This is a genomic window from Mycobacterium sp. WUMAC-067, assembly GCF_020217485.1.
Taxonomy (GTDB): Bacteria; Actinomycetota; Actinomycetes; order Mycobacteriales; family Mycobacteriaceae; genus Mycobacterium.
The window spans coordinates 1-15,161 of record NZ_JAEKMI010000019.1; the positions used below are offsets into that span (position 1 = coordinate 1).

The following is a 15,161-nucleotide window of genomic DNA, read 5'->3' on the forward strand; positions in this document are numbered from 1 at the left end:
GCCTCATCGAACATGTGTTCGAGTATGCCACGAGGGTCCGACAACCCACCCGACCTAGGCTGACGGCGAATCCGCCACGCAGCGAAACCCGATGTGGGTGGTCGCGGAGTCCTGCGATTGCGGCGACCGGGCCGCCGGCCGATATCGGTGGCAGTACTCCGGCGCGCACAGGTGGCTGCCGCCCTTCAACGCCTGGCTGACGGACGGATCGGCGCGGCCCGCCGGGGTACAGCAGGCCTTCGGCGGCGAATCGAGCCGGTGATGCGGGGAGAACTCGGTGGCGGTCCATTCCCAGACGTTGCCGATCATGTCGACGAGGCCGAACGCATTGGGCGCAAACGTGCCGACCGGCGAGGTCCCCACCCAGCCGAGCGCCCCGTCATTGCGGTAGGGGAAGCTGCCCTGCCAGGTGTTGGCCATCAGCCGGCCATCGCGGGTGGGCTCCTCACCCCACGAGTACGTCGTCGTCGTCCCAGCGCGGGCCGCGTACTCCCACTCGGCCTCGGTCGGCAGCCGCCGCCCCGCCCAGCGCGCGTAGGCGGCCGCGTCGGGATAGGCGACCTGCACCACCGGATGATCGCCGCGGTCCGCCACGTCGCTGTCGGGGCCGAACGGATGACGCCAGCTCGCGCCCGGCACCCACTGCCACCACTGTCGCCAGTCACGCAGGTCCACCGGCCCCGGCGTCGGTCGGAAAACCATTGCGCCCGGGCACAGATCGTCGGGATCCGCCCCGGGGTACAGCGCCGGGTCGATCGGTTGCTCGGCCACCGTCACATACCCGGTGGCGTCGACGAATTCGGCGAACTGCGCATTGGTCACCGGGTGCCGTTCCACCGCGAGGGCACCCACCGTGACGCTATGGATCGGCGCCTCTTCGGGGTAAAAGCTAGTCGAGCCCATGCGGAATGACCCGCCGGGGAGGTCGACCAGTTCGCTCAGCACCAGTCCAGGGTAGGACGAACTCTGTTCGACTGATCCGGGCATCGCCGGCGCGCGCCTCGCGCGGCCGCCGTCAGTCGCGCGAAAAGGCAAGCGCGATCTCGGTTTCCATGTCCCGATAGGGGCGGCCGGACAGGTCGACGGTGACCTGGGCGATGGTCCCGCCGGTGAACGCGAACGGCACCTTGAAGCGACTGGAGACACCAGATCCGCCGTTACGACCGACCGTGATGCCGGCACCGGCCAGCCCGAAGGTGCCGGGATGGGTGGTCACCCCGGCGAGCGTGCCGACGACCTCGTCGTCGATGAACAGCGTCAGGTCACCGAGCGGCGTATGACTGTTTTCGACCGTGCCGGTGCGCGAATAGCTGGCGCCGAACAGATGCCTGCCCAACGGCACGGCCCGCGCCGAGGAGACCTCCTGCTGGCGCTCGCCCAGGAAGTTGTACACGTAATGCAGCCGCCCGTCCTGGATGAACAACACATGCCCGCCGTGCGCGCCGCCCTGCTTGAACAGCACACCCTCGGCGCCGCTGGTATCGATGGTCACCTCGGCCAGCACCGAGAACGACCGGCCGCGGATTTCGGCGGCGGCGCCGATGCTCACATCCGCACAATCGGGATAGTAGATGTAGCTGGACCGGTCGCCGACCAGGTACGGTCGCGACCGCCCCAGGGTCTCCAGAATGTTGAAATCCGACAGCGGCAGCCCGTTGTACTTGGCGGCTTCCGAGAACCACAACGCCTTGAGTTCTTCGAGTTTTTCCGGCTTTTCGTTCGCGAGGTCGTGGCATTGGCTGCGGTCGGCCTCGATGTGGAACAGCTCCCAGCGGTCGGCGTCGAAATGCGACCAGCCGGCCGGTGTTGCCGCATGCACGGTGTTGGCGAACCACCCCTCGTGCCAGATCCCGCGGGTACCCAGCATGGTGTAGAACTGGGTGCTCTTGCCGGTGGTGGCTTTCGGATCGGCAAGGGCCGCTTTGAAACTCACGCCGTCCAGGGGTTTCTGGGGTATGCCCTTGACGGTTTGCGGCGGCGCCAGACCGAGCAGGTCGTAGACCGTCGGCGTGATATCGCAGACGTTGACGTAGTTGTCGCGGACCTCGCCGTGCGCGGCAATCCCGTTGGGCCAGGAGATGATTGCGCTGTCGGCGATACCGCCCTCGTGGGAGGCGTACCGCTTGTAGAGCTTGTAGGGCGTGTTGAACGCCATCGCCCACCCGATCGGGTAGTGGTTGTAGGTCTGCGGGCCGCCGAGATGCTCGAACAGCTTCATGCTTTCTTCGACCGTGTCGATGTAGCCGTTGAAGAACTTGCCCTCGTTGACCGAACCGTTCGGGCCGCCCTCGCCGCTGGCGCCGTTGTCGGAAATCACCACGATGATGGTGTTATCGAGCTGACCGGAATCCTCGAGATAGTCCAGGATCCGGCCGATCTGGGCGTCGGTGTAGCTCAGGAACCCGGCGAACACCTCGGCCATCCGGGAAAACAGCTTCTTCTCGTCGTCGGCCAGCGAGTCCCAGGGCCGCACCGTGTCCTGCAGGGGCCACGGCTCGCCGCCGGGCCCCTTCACGTCGAGATACGGGTTGACCGGCGACAATTCGGTGTCCGGCGGCACGATTCCCATCGACTTCTGCCGCTCCAGCACGATCTCGCGGTAGCGCTCGTAGCCCATGTCGAAGCGGCCGGCGTAGCGGTCGGCCCATTCTTTGAAGACGTGATGCGGCGCGTGCCCGGCGCCGGGGCACACGTAGGAGAACCAAGGCTTCTCGGGCGCAATCACTTTGGCGTCGCGGATGAATTCGATCGTCTTGTCGGCGAGGTCCTTCGAAAGGTGGTAGCCGTCCTCCGGGGCTGCCGGCGGGCTCACCGGGTGGTTGTCGTACACCAGGTCGGGATACCACTGGTCGGTCTCGCCGCCCAGAAACCCGTAGAACCGCTCGAAGCCCCGCGCGATCGGCCAGTGCCGCTTCGTCGACGCCAGGTTCGATTCTTCCAGCGGCGTCAGGTGCCACTTGCCCACGCAGTAGGTGTTGTATCCCTGTTCGGCGAGAGCCTCGGACAGCAGGGCCGTGTCGAACGGGATGCGGCCGTTGGCGTTGGGGAAGCCCTCGGTGAACTCTTCGATGGTGGCCATGCCCACGGTCGTGGCGTTGCGCCCGGTCAGCAGCGACGCCCGGGTCGGCGAACACAGCGCGGTGGTGTGAAACTGCGAAAGCCGGATGCCACGCTCGGCGATACGCGACATGGCGGGCATCTCGACCAAGCCGCCGAAGCAGTCCCAGGTCGCAATGCCCGTGTCATCCCAGACCAGATAAAGGACGTTCGGTGCGTTCTGCGGCGCGGTCGGCGCGGCATACGGGCCCCAATCCGGTTCGGAATCCCGGATATCGAGCTCGATCTTGCCTTGGAAGCCTCGCGAGTCAGTGGACATGCGCCGAGCGTAACGTGGCCGCGAACTTTCCGCGTTTTTTCGCAGTGGCGTTACATTCGGCAAGCAAAACGCCCGAGACGATCACGTCCCGGGCGTTTCGATGTCGCTCGAGGCCTTACTTCGCCTTTTCCAGAATTTCGACGAGCCGCCAGCGCTTGGTCGCCGACGTCGGGCGCGTTTCCATCAGCGAGACGCGGTCGCCGATTCCGGCGGCGCTGTTCTCGTCGTGCGCCTTGACCTTCTTGGTGGTCCGGATGATCTTGCCGTACAGCGGGTGACGCACGCGGTCTTCCAGTTCGACCACGATGGTCTTCTGCATCTTGTCGCTGACCACGTAACCGATGCGCACCTTGCGCCGGCCGCGCACCTTCGGGTTGGCCGGAGTGTTCTTGGGGCCCTTATCCTTCGACGCGGCTTGGGCTGCGGCGGCCTTCTTGGGGGCGGCCTTCTTGGCTTCTGCCATCACGATTCCTTACCATCGGGCCCGGAAGCCAGGCCCAGTTCTCGTTCGCGCAGCACGGTGTAGACGCGCGCGATCTCCTGACGCACGGTGCGGAGCCGGCGGTTGTTGGTGAGCTGGCCGGTCGCCATTTGGAAGCGCAGGTTGAACAGCTCTTCCTTGGACTCGCGCAACCGCTCGGTCAGCTCCTCGTCGGTGAGCTCGCGCAGTTCGCCCGGCGAAATTCCCACTGCCATCAGAACTGTTCCTCTCGAGTCACGATGCGAGCCTTGATCGGCAACTTGTGGATCGCGCGGGTGAGCGCGGCGCGGGCGATCTGCTCGTTGGGGTAGCTCAGCTCGAACAGCACCCGGCCCGGCTTGACGTTGACCACCCACCACTCCGGCGAACCCTTACCCGAACCCATCCGGGTTTCCGCGGGCTTCTTGGTCAGCGGGCGGTCGGGGAACACGTTGATCCACACCTTGCCGCCACGCTTGATGTGCCGGTTGATGGCGATACGAGCGGACTCGATCTGCCGGTTGGTGACGTAGGCGTGCTCCAGAGCCTGGATGCCGTAGTCACCGAAGTTCACCGCCGTGCCGCCGCTGGCGATGCCGCGCTGGCGGGGGTGGTGCTGCTTGCGGTGTTTAACTCTGCGTGGAATCAACATGATTCAGCTCTCCGTGCTTTGCGGTTCTGCAGCGGGTGCGGCGGCCGCGGCGCTTGCAGCGCCCTCTTCGGCACTGGCTGCCCGGCCGGCCTCCGTGCTGGTGGCCGTGGTGCCCGACGCGCCACTGCGGCGCGGGCGGGTGCCCGACGGACGTTCGCGGCGGGAACGCTCGGCGCCCGCGGGAGCGGCGGCGGCCAATTCGCGCTTGCCACCGACGATGTCGCCCTTGTAAATCCACACCTTCACACCGATCCGGCCGAAGGTGGTCTTGGCCTCGTACAAGCCGTAGTCGATGTCGGCGCGCAGCGTGTGCAGCGGCACCCGGCCCTCGCGGTAGAACTCCGAGCGGCTCATCTCGGCGCCGCCGAGACGGCCGGAGCACTGCACCCGGATGCCCTTGACGTTGGGCTGGCGCATCGCCGACTGGATGGCCTTGCGCATCGCCCGACGGAACGCGACCCGGTTGCTCAGCTGCTCGGCGACGCCCTGCGCCACCAATTGTGCTTGCGACTCAGGGTTTCTGACTTCGAGGATGTTGAGCTGCACCTGCTTGCCGGTCAGCTTCTCCAGGTCGGCACGGATCCGGTCGGCTTCGGTGCCGCGACGGCCGATGACGATGCCCGGACGCGCGGTGTGGATGTCCACCCGGACGCGGTCGCGGGTGCGCTCGATCTCCACGTCGGCGATCCCGGCCCGCTCCAGGCCCGTCGACAGCAGCCGGCGGATCGCGACGTCTTCCTTGACGTAGTCCGAGTACTGCTTGTCGGCGTACCAGCGTGACTTCCAGTCGGTCGTGATGCCCAGCCGGAAGCCGTGCGGATTGATCTTCTGGCCCACTAGTCTGAGCCTCCCTTCGCGTCAGAGGTCTCAGACGTCTTGGCTTCGGCTTTCGGTGCGGCCTTCTTCGCGGGCGCCTTTGCCGCGGTCTTCTTGGCGGGCGCCTTGGTGGCCGGCGCCTTCTTGGCGGCGGCCTTGCTGGCCTCGGCGCGACGGGCCCGGGTCGACTTCGCCGACCGCTGGTCCTTCGCCGGGCGGCTCTCCACCACGACCGTGATGTGGCTGGTGCGCTTGCGAATCCGGAACGCGCGGCCCTGGGCGCGCGGGCGGATGCGCTTGGCTGTCGGGCCCTCGTCGGCGTAGACGGTGGCGACCACCAGGGTCGACGGGTCCAGCCCGTTGTTGTTCTGCGCGTTGGCGGCGGCGCTGGCGATCACCTTGGCCACCGGCTCACTGGCGGCCTGCGGCGCCCAGCGCAAGATGTCCAGCGCGTCGGTCACCGAGCGGCCGCGCACCAGGTCGATCACCCGACGCGCCTTCCTCGGCGACACCCGCACGAAGCGTGCTTTGGCCACCGCCGACGGAAATTCAGTTGTGGTCATCGCCGTTTGGCCTTCCGGTCGTCCTTGATGTGTCCCTTGAAGGTGCGGGTGGGCGCGAATTCACCAAGCTTGTGACCGACCATCGACTCGGTGACGAACACCGGGACGTGCTTGCGTCCGTCGTGGACCGCGAAGGTGTGGCCGATGAAGTCAGGAATGATCGTCGAACGGCGCGACCATGTCTTGATCACCTGTTTGGTGTTCTTCTCGTTCTGCGCGTCCACCTTTTTGAGCAGGTGGCCGTCGACGAACGGGCCCTTCTTCAGGCTGCGTGGCATGTGCTGACTACTCCTGGTCCTGGGCTTCCTCAGCGACCGTGCTTCTTGCCGGTACGCCGGCGTCGCACGATGAGCTTGTTGCTGGCCTTATTGGGATGGCGGGTGCGGCCCTCGGGCTTGCCCCACGGGCTCACCGGGTGGCGACCACCGGAGGTCTTGCCCTCACCACCACCGTGCGGGTGATCCACCGGGTTCATGACCACACCACGGACCGAAGGGCGCTTGCCCTTCCACCGCATGCGGCCGGCCTTGCCCCAGTTGATGTTCGCCTGCTCGGCGTTGCCCACCTCGCCGACGGTGGCGCGGCAGCGCACGTCGACGCGGCGGATCTCACCGCTGGGCATACGCAGCGACGCGTAGGTGCCCTCCTTACCGAGCAACTGAATGCTCGCGCCGGCCGACCGCGCCAGCTTGGCGCCACCGCCCGGCCGCAGTTCCACGGCGTGGATCACGGTACCGGCCGGGATATTGCGCAACGGCAAGTTGTTGCCCGGCTTGATGTCCGCGTTCGGACCCGTCTCCACCACGTCGCCCTGCGAAAGTCCCTGCGGCGCAATGATGTAGCGCTTCTCCCCGTCCAGGAAGTGCAGCAACGCGATGTTGGCGGTGCGGTTGGGGTCGTATTCGATGTGGGCGACCTTGGCGTTGACGCCGTCCTTGTCGTTGCGACGGAAGTCGATCACCCGGTAGGCGCGCTTGTGTCCGCCACCCTTGTGGCGGGTGGTGATGCGGCCGTGCGCGTTACGCCCGCCGTGACCGTGCAGCGGCCGTACCAACGACTTCTCCGGGGTGGAACGAGTGACCTCGGAGAAGTCGGACACGCTTGCGCCGCGACGGCCTGGGCTCGTCGGCTTGTACTTACGAATTGCCATGTCTAATCAGGTCTTCCTCTCGCGGCGGCTAGGCCGGTGCCCCGAACAGATCGATCGGCTTGCTACCCGGCGCCAGCGTGACGATGGCCCGCTTGGTGCTCTTGCGCTTGCCGAATCCGGTCCTGGTGCGCTTCCGCTTACCCTGCCTGTTCGCGGTGTTCACCGATGCGACCTTGACGGAGAAGATCTTCTCGATGGCGATCTTGATCTGCGTCTTGTTCGAATCGGGGTGCACCACGAACGTGTACACGTTGTCATCGAGGAGCGAATAGGACTTCTCCGAGATGACCGGGGCCAGAATGATGTCGCGGGGGTCAGTGACGGTCGCCATCAGGCCGAAACCTCCTCGGGGGTACCGGTGTTGGCGCTGATGTAGGCGTTGAGGGCCTCCACGCTGAACACCACGTCGTCGGAGCGAAGCACGTCATAGGTGTTGAGCTGGCCGGGCGTCAGAATGTGCACACCGGGCAGGTTGCGCACGCTCTTGGCGCCGGCTTCGTCGCTGCGTCCGATCACGACCAGCACCTGCTTGCGGTCGGTCAGCGTGCTCAAGAACGCCTTGGCGTCCTTTGTCGACGGGGTTTGGCCCGCGACAATTTCGGTGATCGCGTGGATGCGCCCGTTGCGCGCCCGGTCGGACAGCGCACCGCGCAATGCCGCGGCGATCATCTTCTTGGGCGTGCGCTGGCTGTAGTCACGCGGCTTGGGGCCGTGCACGACGCCACCACCGGTGAACTGCGGGGCCCGCGTGGAACCCTGCCGGGCGCGGCCGGTTCCCTTCTGCCGGTACGGCTTGCGGCCACCGCCACTGACGTCGCCACGCGTCTTGGTCGAGTGCGTGCCCTGGCGCGCCGCCGCGCGCTGCGCGGTGACGACCTGGTGCATCAGCGCGATATTGGCCGGGGCGTCGAACAATTCGGCCGGCAACTCGATCGAGCCGTCGACCTTGCCGGCCGGTGTCTTGACGTCGATCTTGAGCGTCTTGGAACCTTGTGCTGCCATCACTTCTCACCTCGTTTGACCGCGCTGCGGACCACCACGAGTCCACCGGTGCGGCCGGGGACCGCACCCTTGATCAGCAGCACGCCGTTCTCGGTATCGACCTTGTGCACCAACAGGTTTTGGACGGTCACCCGGTCGTTACCCATCCGGCCCGCCATCCGGGTGCCCTTGAACACGCGGGCGGGGGTGGCGCAACCACCGATGGAACCCGGGCGACGGTGCACCGCCTGGGCGCCGTGACTGGCGCCCTGACCACGGAAGCCGTGGCGCTTCATGGTGCCGGCGAAGCCCTTTCCCTTGGAGGTGCCGGTCACGTCGACGTAACTGCCGTCGCTGAAGATCTCGGCCGTCAGCTCCTGGCCGACCTGGTATTCGGCGGCCGCGTCCGGGTTGTCCAGCCGCAGCTCGGCCAGAAACCGGCGCGGGTTGACGCCCGCGGCCGCGTACTGACCGGTCACCGGCTTGTTGACCTTGCGCGGACTGATCTCGCCGTACGCCAGCTGCACGGCGCTGTAGCCGTCCTGCTCCGGCGTGCGGATGCGGGTCACCACGTTCGGCCCGGCCTTGACGACCGTCACCGGCACAATCCTGTTGTTCTCGTCGAATACCTGCGTCATGCCCAGCTTGGTACCGAGAATGCCCTTACGCGCCATTGCTCTGTAACTCCCTACTGGATATTGACGTCGACACTGGCCGGAAGGTCGATGCGCATCAGCGCGTCAACCGTCTTCGGCGTCGGGTCGAGGATGTCGATCAGCCGCTTGTGCGTGCGCATCTCGAAGTGCTCCCGCGAGTCCTTGTACTTGTGCGGTGAGCGGATGACGCAATACACATTCTTCTCGGTCGGCAGGGGCACCGGCCCTACGACGCTGGCACCCGTGCGGACGACGGTCTCGACGATCTTGCGCGCCGACGCGTCGATAGCCTCGTGGTCGTAGGCCTTAAGCCTGATGCGGATCTTCTGTCCCGCCACGCTTCTCCTACCCTCGCTCCCGTTGAGCCCCGTTACCCGGGCTCAAATAATCCATGTCCTCAGTGCCACCGGCGCGCCGATCGGGCCGGCCGTTGTTGGCCGATCGAGCGTTGCGCCGGATAGTGCGCCGCTGTTTACCTGTCGTGGTCCACCGGCCCCCGCGGTCGGGTGTGTCACCCTCCCACAGCCTCGGCGCGCCGATTTCACGATCGAAATTCGTCGCTCTCAAAGGATGGGACCGGACGCGCCCGTTTGGACGCTGGTCGTATGCCCGACCAGGCGCAAACCCGGCTCAAGGCAACCTGAACAGTATGCCCTAGATCGGGGCCCGAGCAAAATTCGGGCAGGATCTCGGGCCGAATCCCCCGCACCCGCCCCGGCCGGGGTCACGACGCGGCGCTAACGCGCAGGTCAGAGGCCCACAGGTGGCCGATGCCAAGGCCGAGACCAGTGCCCATGAGCACACCGGACCACGTTCGTGGGTGGTCTCAAGCACCCGCCTGTTCTGTGTTCGCCACGTCAGCCCGATTGGCCTGGACATGCAGGAAGCCGTCGACCGCCGCCAGCGCGCATTCGCGGTAGTCGAAATCGGGCAGGGTGGACAGGCGGCCGAGCACCAGCGGGCCGATGAGCAGGGCGATCGCCCGGGATCGGTCCACCTCGCCCAACTCGGCGGCCTCCGGGCTGTCGAAGATCGCGTCGAACGGCTCCGCGTACTGCTGCGCGATCCGCTCGCGCAGGGTGGTGATCGCCGCGCTGTCGGCGTTGCCGCTGCGCCGGGGTTCGGGCAGCCCCTCCAGGTCACGCCCCAGCGCCAGCCAGGACATGGCCGTCATGACGGTGGGCGCGTGTGCCACGGATTCGGCCTGGGCCAGCACCACCGCGACCAGGCGGTCACGCAACGACCCCTCGGCCGGCGGGGTCGGGGACGCCGGTATCAGGCTGTTGAAAGCCGCTGCCAGCAAGTCGTTTCCGCTCGGGAAGTGGCGGTACAGCGTCGCCCGTGCCACGTTGGCGGTGCGGGTGACCGCGTCGACCGTCACCGCGCTGGGGCCCCCGGCGCGCAGCAGCGTGACGGCGGCGTCCAGCAGCCTAGCCCGCGACCTCGCTGGGCGCGGATCGGTCGTCCCCGCGGTAATGGCGACCACCTCCTGTCTGAGAGCGAGACTATCGGGTCGAAACCCCCGGTGTCTGCCGCCGCCGGAGCGATCGCCGCCGGGCGTCACCGAACGAATTCCGCGGCCCGGTGCCCGATCATCACGATCGTGGCGTGCGGACCGCGGCTGGTGATCGCGGGCAGGATCGAGCCGTCGATCACCCACAGGTTGTCGATGCCGTGGACCCGGCACCGGGGGTCGACGACGGCCCGCGGGTCCCCGTCGACGCCCATCGGCGCGGTGCCGCACAGGTGTTGCGACGTAGACCAGACGGCTGACGCGGAACCGATTGCACTGCCCGCCAATTCGCGGGCCAATTCGCTGCCCCGGCGCAGGGCGGCGACGTCGCCGGGCTCGCTGTCGTAGCGGTGCTCGATGCGCGGCTCCGCGTCGGGATCGGCCGAGACCAGCGTGATGCGGCCCCGCGCGCGTGGTTGCATGAGCGCCACCCCGATGTGCGGCCAGTCGGCGTGCCCGGCGGTGCCGTCGCCGGTCATCGCCACGAATCCACCGGTGTACGGCCTGATCTCGAGGCCGTCGGCCGTGCTGAGCACCACCTCGAGCACCGGCCGCCCGGGGGCCACCGTCCAGTCGGTGGGCAGGACCCACTCGGCGTGATCGCTGAACGAAGCCCCGACCGGCAGCGCCGCGACCACCGGCACCCCGGCGGCGGCCAGCATGCCGGCTTCGCCGATGCCCGAGAGCATGAGGAGATGCGCGGTTTCGATGGCGCCGCCGCACAAGACGATCCGGTCGGCCGTGAACGTGGCGTGGCCGTGCGCCCCGATCGCGTCCACCCCCACCGCGACGGTCCCGTCGAAACGCAACCGCGCCACCCGGGTCCGCGCGTGCAGGCGCAGGTTCGGCCGGCTCAGCGCCGGGATCAGGTACGCCGCGCCGGAACCCCGGCGCACGCCATCGACGATATTGAGCGGGACGGCGCCTATCCCGGAAACCGGCTCCGCCGCAACGTCATTGAGGTCGGCGATCCAGCCGAATCCCGCGCTCTCCGCAGCGGTGATGAAACGCTGTGTGGTGCCGGTCATTTCGTGGGTGCGACGCACGAGAATGGGGCCGCTGTCGCCGTGGGCGGGACCGTCGAAGTCCAGGTCGGTCTCGATGGCGCGGAAGCTGTCCAGCACGTCGGACCATCCCCAGCCCGGCAGGCCGAGGCGGTCGAAGTCGCGGGGCAACCCGCGGCAGAAGTAGCCGCCGTTGATCGCTCCCGATCCGCCCACCGTGGCCCCGCGCACGATGGGGTGCTGGCGGGCGGGTTCCTCGGTCAGACGGGTCTGATAGCGCCGGACCAGCGGGCTGCCGACGCCGATCGGCAACTGCAGACCGTTGGCGGTCCGCGCGAGCAGGCCCGGATCGTCGAGGGCGGGGCCCGCCTCGAGGACGGTCACCGTGCGGCCAGGATCGGCGGAAAGGCGTTCCGCGACAACCGATCCAGCACTGCCGGCGCCGACGATCAGCACATCGCTGTGCGAGGCGGCTGCGGTCAAGGCGCTGGCTAACTCCGGATCTGGGGCTTCAGGGCGCGCACGTTGCGCTCCCGCAGCACACCCCACCACAACCCGAGCCCGTACGCCAGGTCGTCGACGCGCTTGAGCACCAGGTAGGTCGGCAGCCCGATCGGTTCGATGTCATCGCCGATGGCGTCCCGGCGGCGGAGCCAGTCGACGACCCCGTCCATGACGGCCGCGACCACCACCACCCGCCGGAAATGCCGCGACATGGTCGCGGCCACTAATGCCAGCGGCCAGTAGTGCCGGCACAGCGCCGACGCCAGCTGCAGCGCCGCCGACCACAGGCCACGGCCCGCGATCGTCACCACATCGGTCATCGACGTCTCCGCGCTGCGCATCGCCCGCGCGATCCGCCGACCCGTCAGGACGGCCAGCAGGATGGACGCCAGCCGCGACAGCGTGGACCCGAATGCCATCAGGATCCACGTGGTCAGCGCCCAGCCGGAGATCACCACCGGCGCCGTCTTGTCCGGGTGGCGCACCGACAACGGGGCCGCCGAGCCGCCGTAAAACGCTTTGCGCGCAAGCCAATCCCGTAGTTCGGTGCGGTGGTCGTGGGCGACCAGCGCGATCGGCTCGTAACGCAGCCGGGCACCCGACTCGATCAGCCGCCAGCACAGGTCGACGTCCTCGCCGGACTGCAAGGTCTCGTCGAACCCGCCGACCTCCCGGATGGCCGAGCACCGGCAGATGATCGCCGCGCTCGGGACGTAGGACACCGTGCTGTGGGGCAGCACCGGGGCTTCGCGCTCACCGAGGTCGAGCGAGGAGTGCACCGCCTCGTAGCGGGCCACCACGTTCTCGCTGTGCGACAGGCCGACGATGCGCGGGGCCACCAGGCCGACGGTCGGGTCGCAGAAGTGACCGAGCAGGGCTTCCAGCCAGCCCCGGCGCGGCGCCACGTCGGAGTCCAGGAACGCCACGAAGTCCGTCCGGCAGGCCGCCAGCCCGCTGTTGCGTGCCGCCGCCGGGCCCTTGCTGCGGTGGTGGCGCAACACCTCGATGTCGCAGTGCGCGCCGACGAAGTCTTCGGGAACGACGGGGCGCGACGAGCCGTCGTCCACCACGACGACACGCAGTCCGCGCAGCGCGCTCACCAGGCGCCGCACGCCAGAAAGGTTGTTGCGCACCGGGATTACCACCGTGACGTCGTGGTGCGACGGACCGCCCGCGGGCCGCGGGTGCGCCACCGTGGCGTCCAGCAGGGTGCGGGCGAGCTGGGCGCTGACGTCGTCGCGCACCTTCAGCCGGCCGTCGCAGAGCAAGTCCTGGGCGGCCGGCGCCAGCTTCAGCAGCCGGGTCGGCGAACCGCCGAGCAGGGCCGAGCCGTCGCCGAGCACCCGCACGCGGCGATCGACCTGGACGGCGAAGCCGTCGGGCAGCCGCGTCGCCGGCGCGGTCATGCCAGCATCCCGTCCGGCCCCGGCCCCCACCGGGCGACGCGGCGAACACACTCGTCGACCATCCCGGCGACGATGCGCTCACCCTCGGCGGCGGTGGCGGTGGTCGGGTCGCCCAGCACGCCGACCGGGCTGACCGCCGCGACTCCCCCGCGGCGCATCGAACCGAGCAACTCGGGCAAGGGTGCGGTGTTTCCGGCGAGCCACCGGTCGGTCCGGACGTCGGCCGGCGAGATGTGCAGCAACACCGATGTTTCGGTATGCCCGGCGTGGGCGTCGGCGCCGGGGGCCACACAGGGGCACCATCCCGCGTCGCGGCCCTCGGCGCGCAGCCTGGCCACCGCGGCCTTCAGCGCGGCGACGTTGCCGCCGTGGCCGTTGACGAAGACCAGGCGCCGCGCCCACGTGGCCGCCGACCTGCCGTACTCGACCAGCAGCAGCGTCAACGCCTCGGTGCCCAGCGAGATCGTCCCGGCGAAGCTCTGGTGCTCGCCGCTCGCGCCGTAGGCGATGGCCGGCGCCACCAGCCACTCGTCGCCGAGGCGGGCTCGGGCGCCGCGGGCGACCGCCGTCGCGATCCGGGTATCGGTGTCCAGCGGCAGGTGTGGACCGTGCTGCTCGGTCGACCCCAGCGGAACCATGACCGACGGCGCGATGCCGGACAGCTGGCTCGACGTCGCAGTTCCTAGTTCGCCGAGTACGGGCACTCGGTGATGGTAGGACGAATTCACCTGGCGTGCACCAATTGTTGAAGCTTGAAAATAAGTTTTTTTCCGCACCGTTCATCGGTCATTCGAATTGTCGGCTCGTTCGTCACGGTTACCCCGCCAGTACCACGATTTCCGTGGCCGTCAAATATTCCGACAAAACCGCCCGGGATAGCCCGACTTACGTTATTCGCCGGCCGACGGCACGCCCAGCGCCCGGGTGAAACCGGGCGGCACCAGGATGTCGCCGGGCCCGAGGTCGTGAATCGAGGAATGTCCCAGACCCATCAGGGCCGAGTCGATGCCGCCGCGCAAGATGTCGAGGACGTTCTCCACCCCCGGTTGGCCGGCCGCGGCCAGGCCCCACAGGTACGCCCGGCCGATCATCACGGCGCGCGCCCCCAGCGCCACGGCCTTCACGACATCGCTGCCGCGCCGTACGCCGCCGTCGAGCAGCACCTCGACCTGATCGCCCACGGCCGCGGCGATCGCGGGCAGGGCGCGAATCGAGGCCGGGGTGCCGTCCAGGTTGTTGCCTCCGTGATTGGACACCGAGATCGCCGAAACCCCCGCATCCACAGCCCTTTTGGCGTCATCGATACGGATCACGCCCTTGAGCATGAACGGGCCGCCCCACAGTTCGCGAAGCCAGGCGATGTCTTCCCAGGTCGGCGGTGGCGTGCCCATCCACTCGCCGTAGGCCGCGAAGAACGGGGGCCCGGGCTCGCCGCGGCGGCCCTGGTTGGGCACCCGCAGCTCCGGCGGCCGCATGGTCTTCGCCCACTGCAAGAACCACCGCGGTTTGGTGATGACCTCCGGGCTCATCTTGAGGATGGTCTTGAGGTCCATCTTCTCCGGGATCGAGGGGCTGCCCCAATCCCGGCCGTGCGAGAAGCTCCAGTCGGTGGTGACGATCAGCCCCGCCGCGCCGGCCGCCCGGGCACGCTCGACCCGCGCGGCGATCGCGTCTCGGTCGCCCAGCCAGTACACCTGGAAGAACAACTTGGGGTTGGCCGCGATGACCTCTTCGATCGGCTTGCCGGCGAACGAGGACAGCCCCATGGCGGTGCCGCGGGCGGCGGCGGCCCGCGCGACGGCCACCTCGCCGTCGGGGTGCACGGCCTGCACGCCGGTCGGGGAGATCAGGACCGGCATCGAAATGTCCTGTCCCATAACGCTGGTCGACATGTCGCGCTTTGCGGGCGCGCCGACCACGTGGGGGGCGAAACCGAGTTCACCGAAGGCTTCGACGTTGTCTGAGACGGTGATTCCCTTTTCGCTGGCCGAAATCAACGACGAATAGGCCGATTTCGGCAACCGGCGCTTGGCCCGCTGCTGCGCGATGGCGACCGTTTCAAACCATTTCTCGGCCATTG

Annotated in this window: 18 protein-coding genes; all 18 read right to left on the minus strand. The window is 68.1% G+C overall.

Annotation, left to right across the window (positions count from 1 at the left end; all coding sequences use genetic code 11):
• Positions 1–54: 54 nt before the first annotated feature.
• Positions 55–945, minus strand: coding sequence for a formylglycine-generating enzyme family protein (locus tag JF781_RS15085; RefSeq protein WP_225330084.1), 891 nt, complete (start codon positions 943–945; stop codon positions 55–57).
• A 70-nt stretch (positions 946–1,015) separates the two neighbouring features.
• On the minus strand, positions 1,016–3,376 hold the full coding sequence (locus JF781_RS15090) for an arylsulfatase (protein ID WP_225330083.1): 2,361 nt from the start codon (positions 3,374–3,376) through the stop codon (positions 1,016–1,018).
• Positions 3,377–3,491: 115 nt separating this feature from the next.
• Complete coding sequence (gene rpsQ / locus JF781_RS15095) at positions 3,492–3,839, minus strand: 30S ribosomal protein S17 (RefSeq protein ID WP_225330082.1); 348 nt, start codon at positions 3,837–3,839, stop codon at positions 3,492–3,494.
• Positions 3,839–4,072, minus strand: a complete 234-nt coding sequence (gene rpmC / locus JF781_RS15100; protein ID WP_008260802.1) for a 50S ribosomal protein L29 — start codon at positions 4,070–4,072, stop codon at positions 3,839–3,841. The genes rpsQ and rpmC overlap by 1 nt, the downstream gene beginning before the upstream one ends.
• Positions 4,072–4,488 (minus strand): 50S ribosomal protein L16, encoded by a 417-nt coding sequence (gene rplP, locus JF781_RS15105; RefSeq protein WP_068073415.1) that lies wholly within the window; start codon positions 4,486–4,488, stop codon positions 4,072–4,074. Before rplP ends, rpmC begins: the two co-directional genes overlap by 1 nt.
• A gap of 3 nt (positions 4,489–4,491) precedes the next feature.
• The gene (rpsC, locus tag JF781_RS15110) at positions 4,492–5,325 is read right to left on the minus strand and encodes a 30S ribosomal protein S3 (RefSeq protein WP_225330081.1); all 834 of its coding nucleotides are present in this window, start codon (positions 5,323–5,325) and stop codon (positions 4,492–4,494) included.
• The gene (gene rplV / locus JF781_RS15115) at positions 5,325–5,867 is read right to left on the minus strand and encodes a 50S ribosomal protein L22 (protein WP_225330080.1); all 543 of its coding nucleotides are present in this window, start codon (positions 5,865–5,867) and stop codon (positions 5,325–5,327) included. The genes rpsC and rplV overlap by 1 nt, the downstream gene beginning before the upstream one ends.
• On the minus strand, positions 5,864–6,145 hold the full coding sequence (rpsS, locus tag JF781_RS15120; protein ID WP_009957090.1) for a 30S ribosomal protein S19: 282 nt from the start codon (positions 6,143–6,145) through the stop codon (positions 5,864–5,866). The genes rplV and rpsS overlap by 4 nt, the downstream gene beginning before the upstream one ends.
• 29 nt (positions 6,146–6,174) lie before the next feature.
• Positions 6,175–7,017 (minus strand): 50S ribosomal protein L2, encoded by an 843-nt coding sequence (gene rplB, locus JF781_RS15125; RefSeq protein ID WP_008260807.1) that lies wholly within the window; start codon positions 7,015–7,017, stop codon positions 6,175–6,177.
• 28 nt (positions 7,018–7,045) lie between these two features.
• Complete coding sequence (gene rplW / locus JF781_RS15130; RefSeq protein WP_003873516.1) at positions 7,046–7,348, minus strand: 50S ribosomal protein L23; 303 nt, start codon at positions 7,346–7,348, stop codon at positions 7,046–7,048.
• Positions 7,348–8,019, minus strand: a complete 672-nt coding sequence (gene rplD, locus JF781_RS15135) for a 50S ribosomal protein L4 (RefSeq protein WP_225330079.1) — start codon at positions 8,017–8,019, stop codon at positions 7,348–7,350. Before rplD ends, rplW begins: the two co-directional genes overlap by 1 nt.
• On the minus strand, positions 8,019–8,672 hold the full coding sequence (gene rplC, locus JF781_RS15140; protein WP_225330078.1) for a 50S ribosomal protein L3: 654 nt from the start codon (positions 8,670–8,672) through the stop codon (positions 8,019–8,021). Before rplC ends, rplD begins: the two co-directional genes overlap by 1 nt.
• A gap of 14 nt (positions 8,673–8,686) precedes the next feature.
• The gene (gene rpsJ, locus JF781_RS15145) at positions 8,687–8,992 is read right to left on the minus strand and encodes a 30S ribosomal protein S10 (protein ID WP_003873519.1); all 306 of its coding nucleotides are present in this window, start codon (positions 8,990–8,992) and stop codon (positions 8,687–8,689) included.
• Positions 8,993–9,480: 488 nt separating this feature from the next.
• Positions 9,481–10,080, minus strand: a complete 600-nt coding sequence (locus JF781_RS15150) for a TetR/AcrR family transcriptional regulator (protein WP_225330086.1) — start codon at positions 10,078–10,080, stop codon at positions 9,481–9,483.
• Positions 10,081–10,214: 134 nt separating this feature from the next.
• Positions 10,215–11,654: a mycofactocin system GMC family oxidoreductase MftG gene (gene mftG, locus JF781_RS15155; protein WP_225330077.1), complete on the minus strand. Its 1,440-nt coding sequence runs from the start codon at positions 11,652–11,654 to the stop codon at positions 10,215–10,217.
• An 8-nt stretch (positions 11,655–11,662) separates the two neighbouring features.
• Entirely contained in the window at positions 11,663–13,081 is a 1,419-nt protein-coding gene (gene mftF / locus JF781_RS15160) for a mycofactocin biosynthesis glycosyltransferase MftF (protein ID WP_225330076.1), read from the minus strand.
• The gene (mftE, locus tag JF781_RS15165; protein WP_225330075.1) at positions 13,078–13,809 is read right to left on the minus strand and encodes a mycofactocin biosynthesis peptidyl-dipeptidase MftE; all 732 of its coding nucleotides are present in this window, start codon (positions 13,807–13,809) and stop codon (positions 13,078–13,080) included. Before mftE ends, mftF begins: the two co-directional genes overlap by 4 nt.
• 162 nt (positions 13,810–13,971) lie before the next feature.
• Positions 13,972–15,159: a pre-mycofactocin synthase MftD gene (gene mftD / locus JF781_RS15170; RefSeq protein WP_225330074.1), complete on the minus strand. Its 1,188-nt coding sequence runs from the start codon at positions 15,157–15,159 to the stop codon at positions 13,972–13,974.
• Between the last annotated feature and the right edge of the window lie 2 nt (positions 15,160–15,161).

Bases quoted from the DNA above. Each gene is read 5' to 3' on its own strand.
- JF781_RS15090 (WP_225330083.1), bottom strand. From the start codon at position 3,376: ATGTCCACTGACTCGCGAGGCTTCCAAGGCAAGATCGAGCTCGATATC.
- rpsQ (WP_225330082.1), bottom strand. From the start codon at position 3,839: ATGGCAGAAGCCAAGAAGGCCGCCCCCAAGAAGGCCGCCGCAGCCCAA.
- rpmC (WP_008260802.1), bottom strand. From the start codon at position 4,072: ATGGCAGTGGGAATTTCGCCGGGCGAACTGCGCGAGCTCACCGACGAG.
- rplP (WP_068073415.1), bottom strand. From the start codon at position 4,488: ATGTTGATTCCACGCAGAGTTAAACACCGCAAGCAGCACCACCCCCGC.
- rplV (WP_225330080.1), bottom strand. From the start codon at position 5,867: ATGACCACAACTGAATTTCCGTCGGCGGTGGCCAAAGCACGCTTCGTG.
- rpsS (WP_009957090.1), bottom strand. From the start codon at position 6,145: ATGCCACGCAGCCTGAAGAAGGGCCCGTTCGTCGACGGCCACCTGCTC.
- rplB (WP_008260807.1), bottom strand. From the start codon at position 7,017: ATGGCAATTCGTAAGTACAAGCCGACGAGCCCAGGCCGTCGCGGCGCA.
- rplW (WP_003873516.1), bottom strand. From the start codon at position 7,348: ATGGCGACCGTCACTGACCCCCGCGACATCATTCTGGCCCCGGTCATC.
- rplD (WP_225330079.1), bottom strand. From the start codon at position 8,019: ATGGCAGCACAAGGTTCCAAGACGCTCAAGATCGACGTCAAGACACCG.
- rplC (WP_225330078.1), bottom strand. From the start codon at position 8,672: ATGGCGCGTAAGGGCATTCTCGGTACCAAGCTGGGCATGACGCAGGTA.
- mftF (WP_225330076.1), bottom strand. From the start codon at position 13,081: ATGACCGCGCCGGCGACGCGGCTGCCCGACGGCTTCGCCGTCCAGGTC.
- mftD (WP_225330074.1), bottom strand. From the start codon at position 15,159: ATGGCCGAGAAATGGTTTGAAACGGTCGCCATCGCGCAGCAGCGGGCC.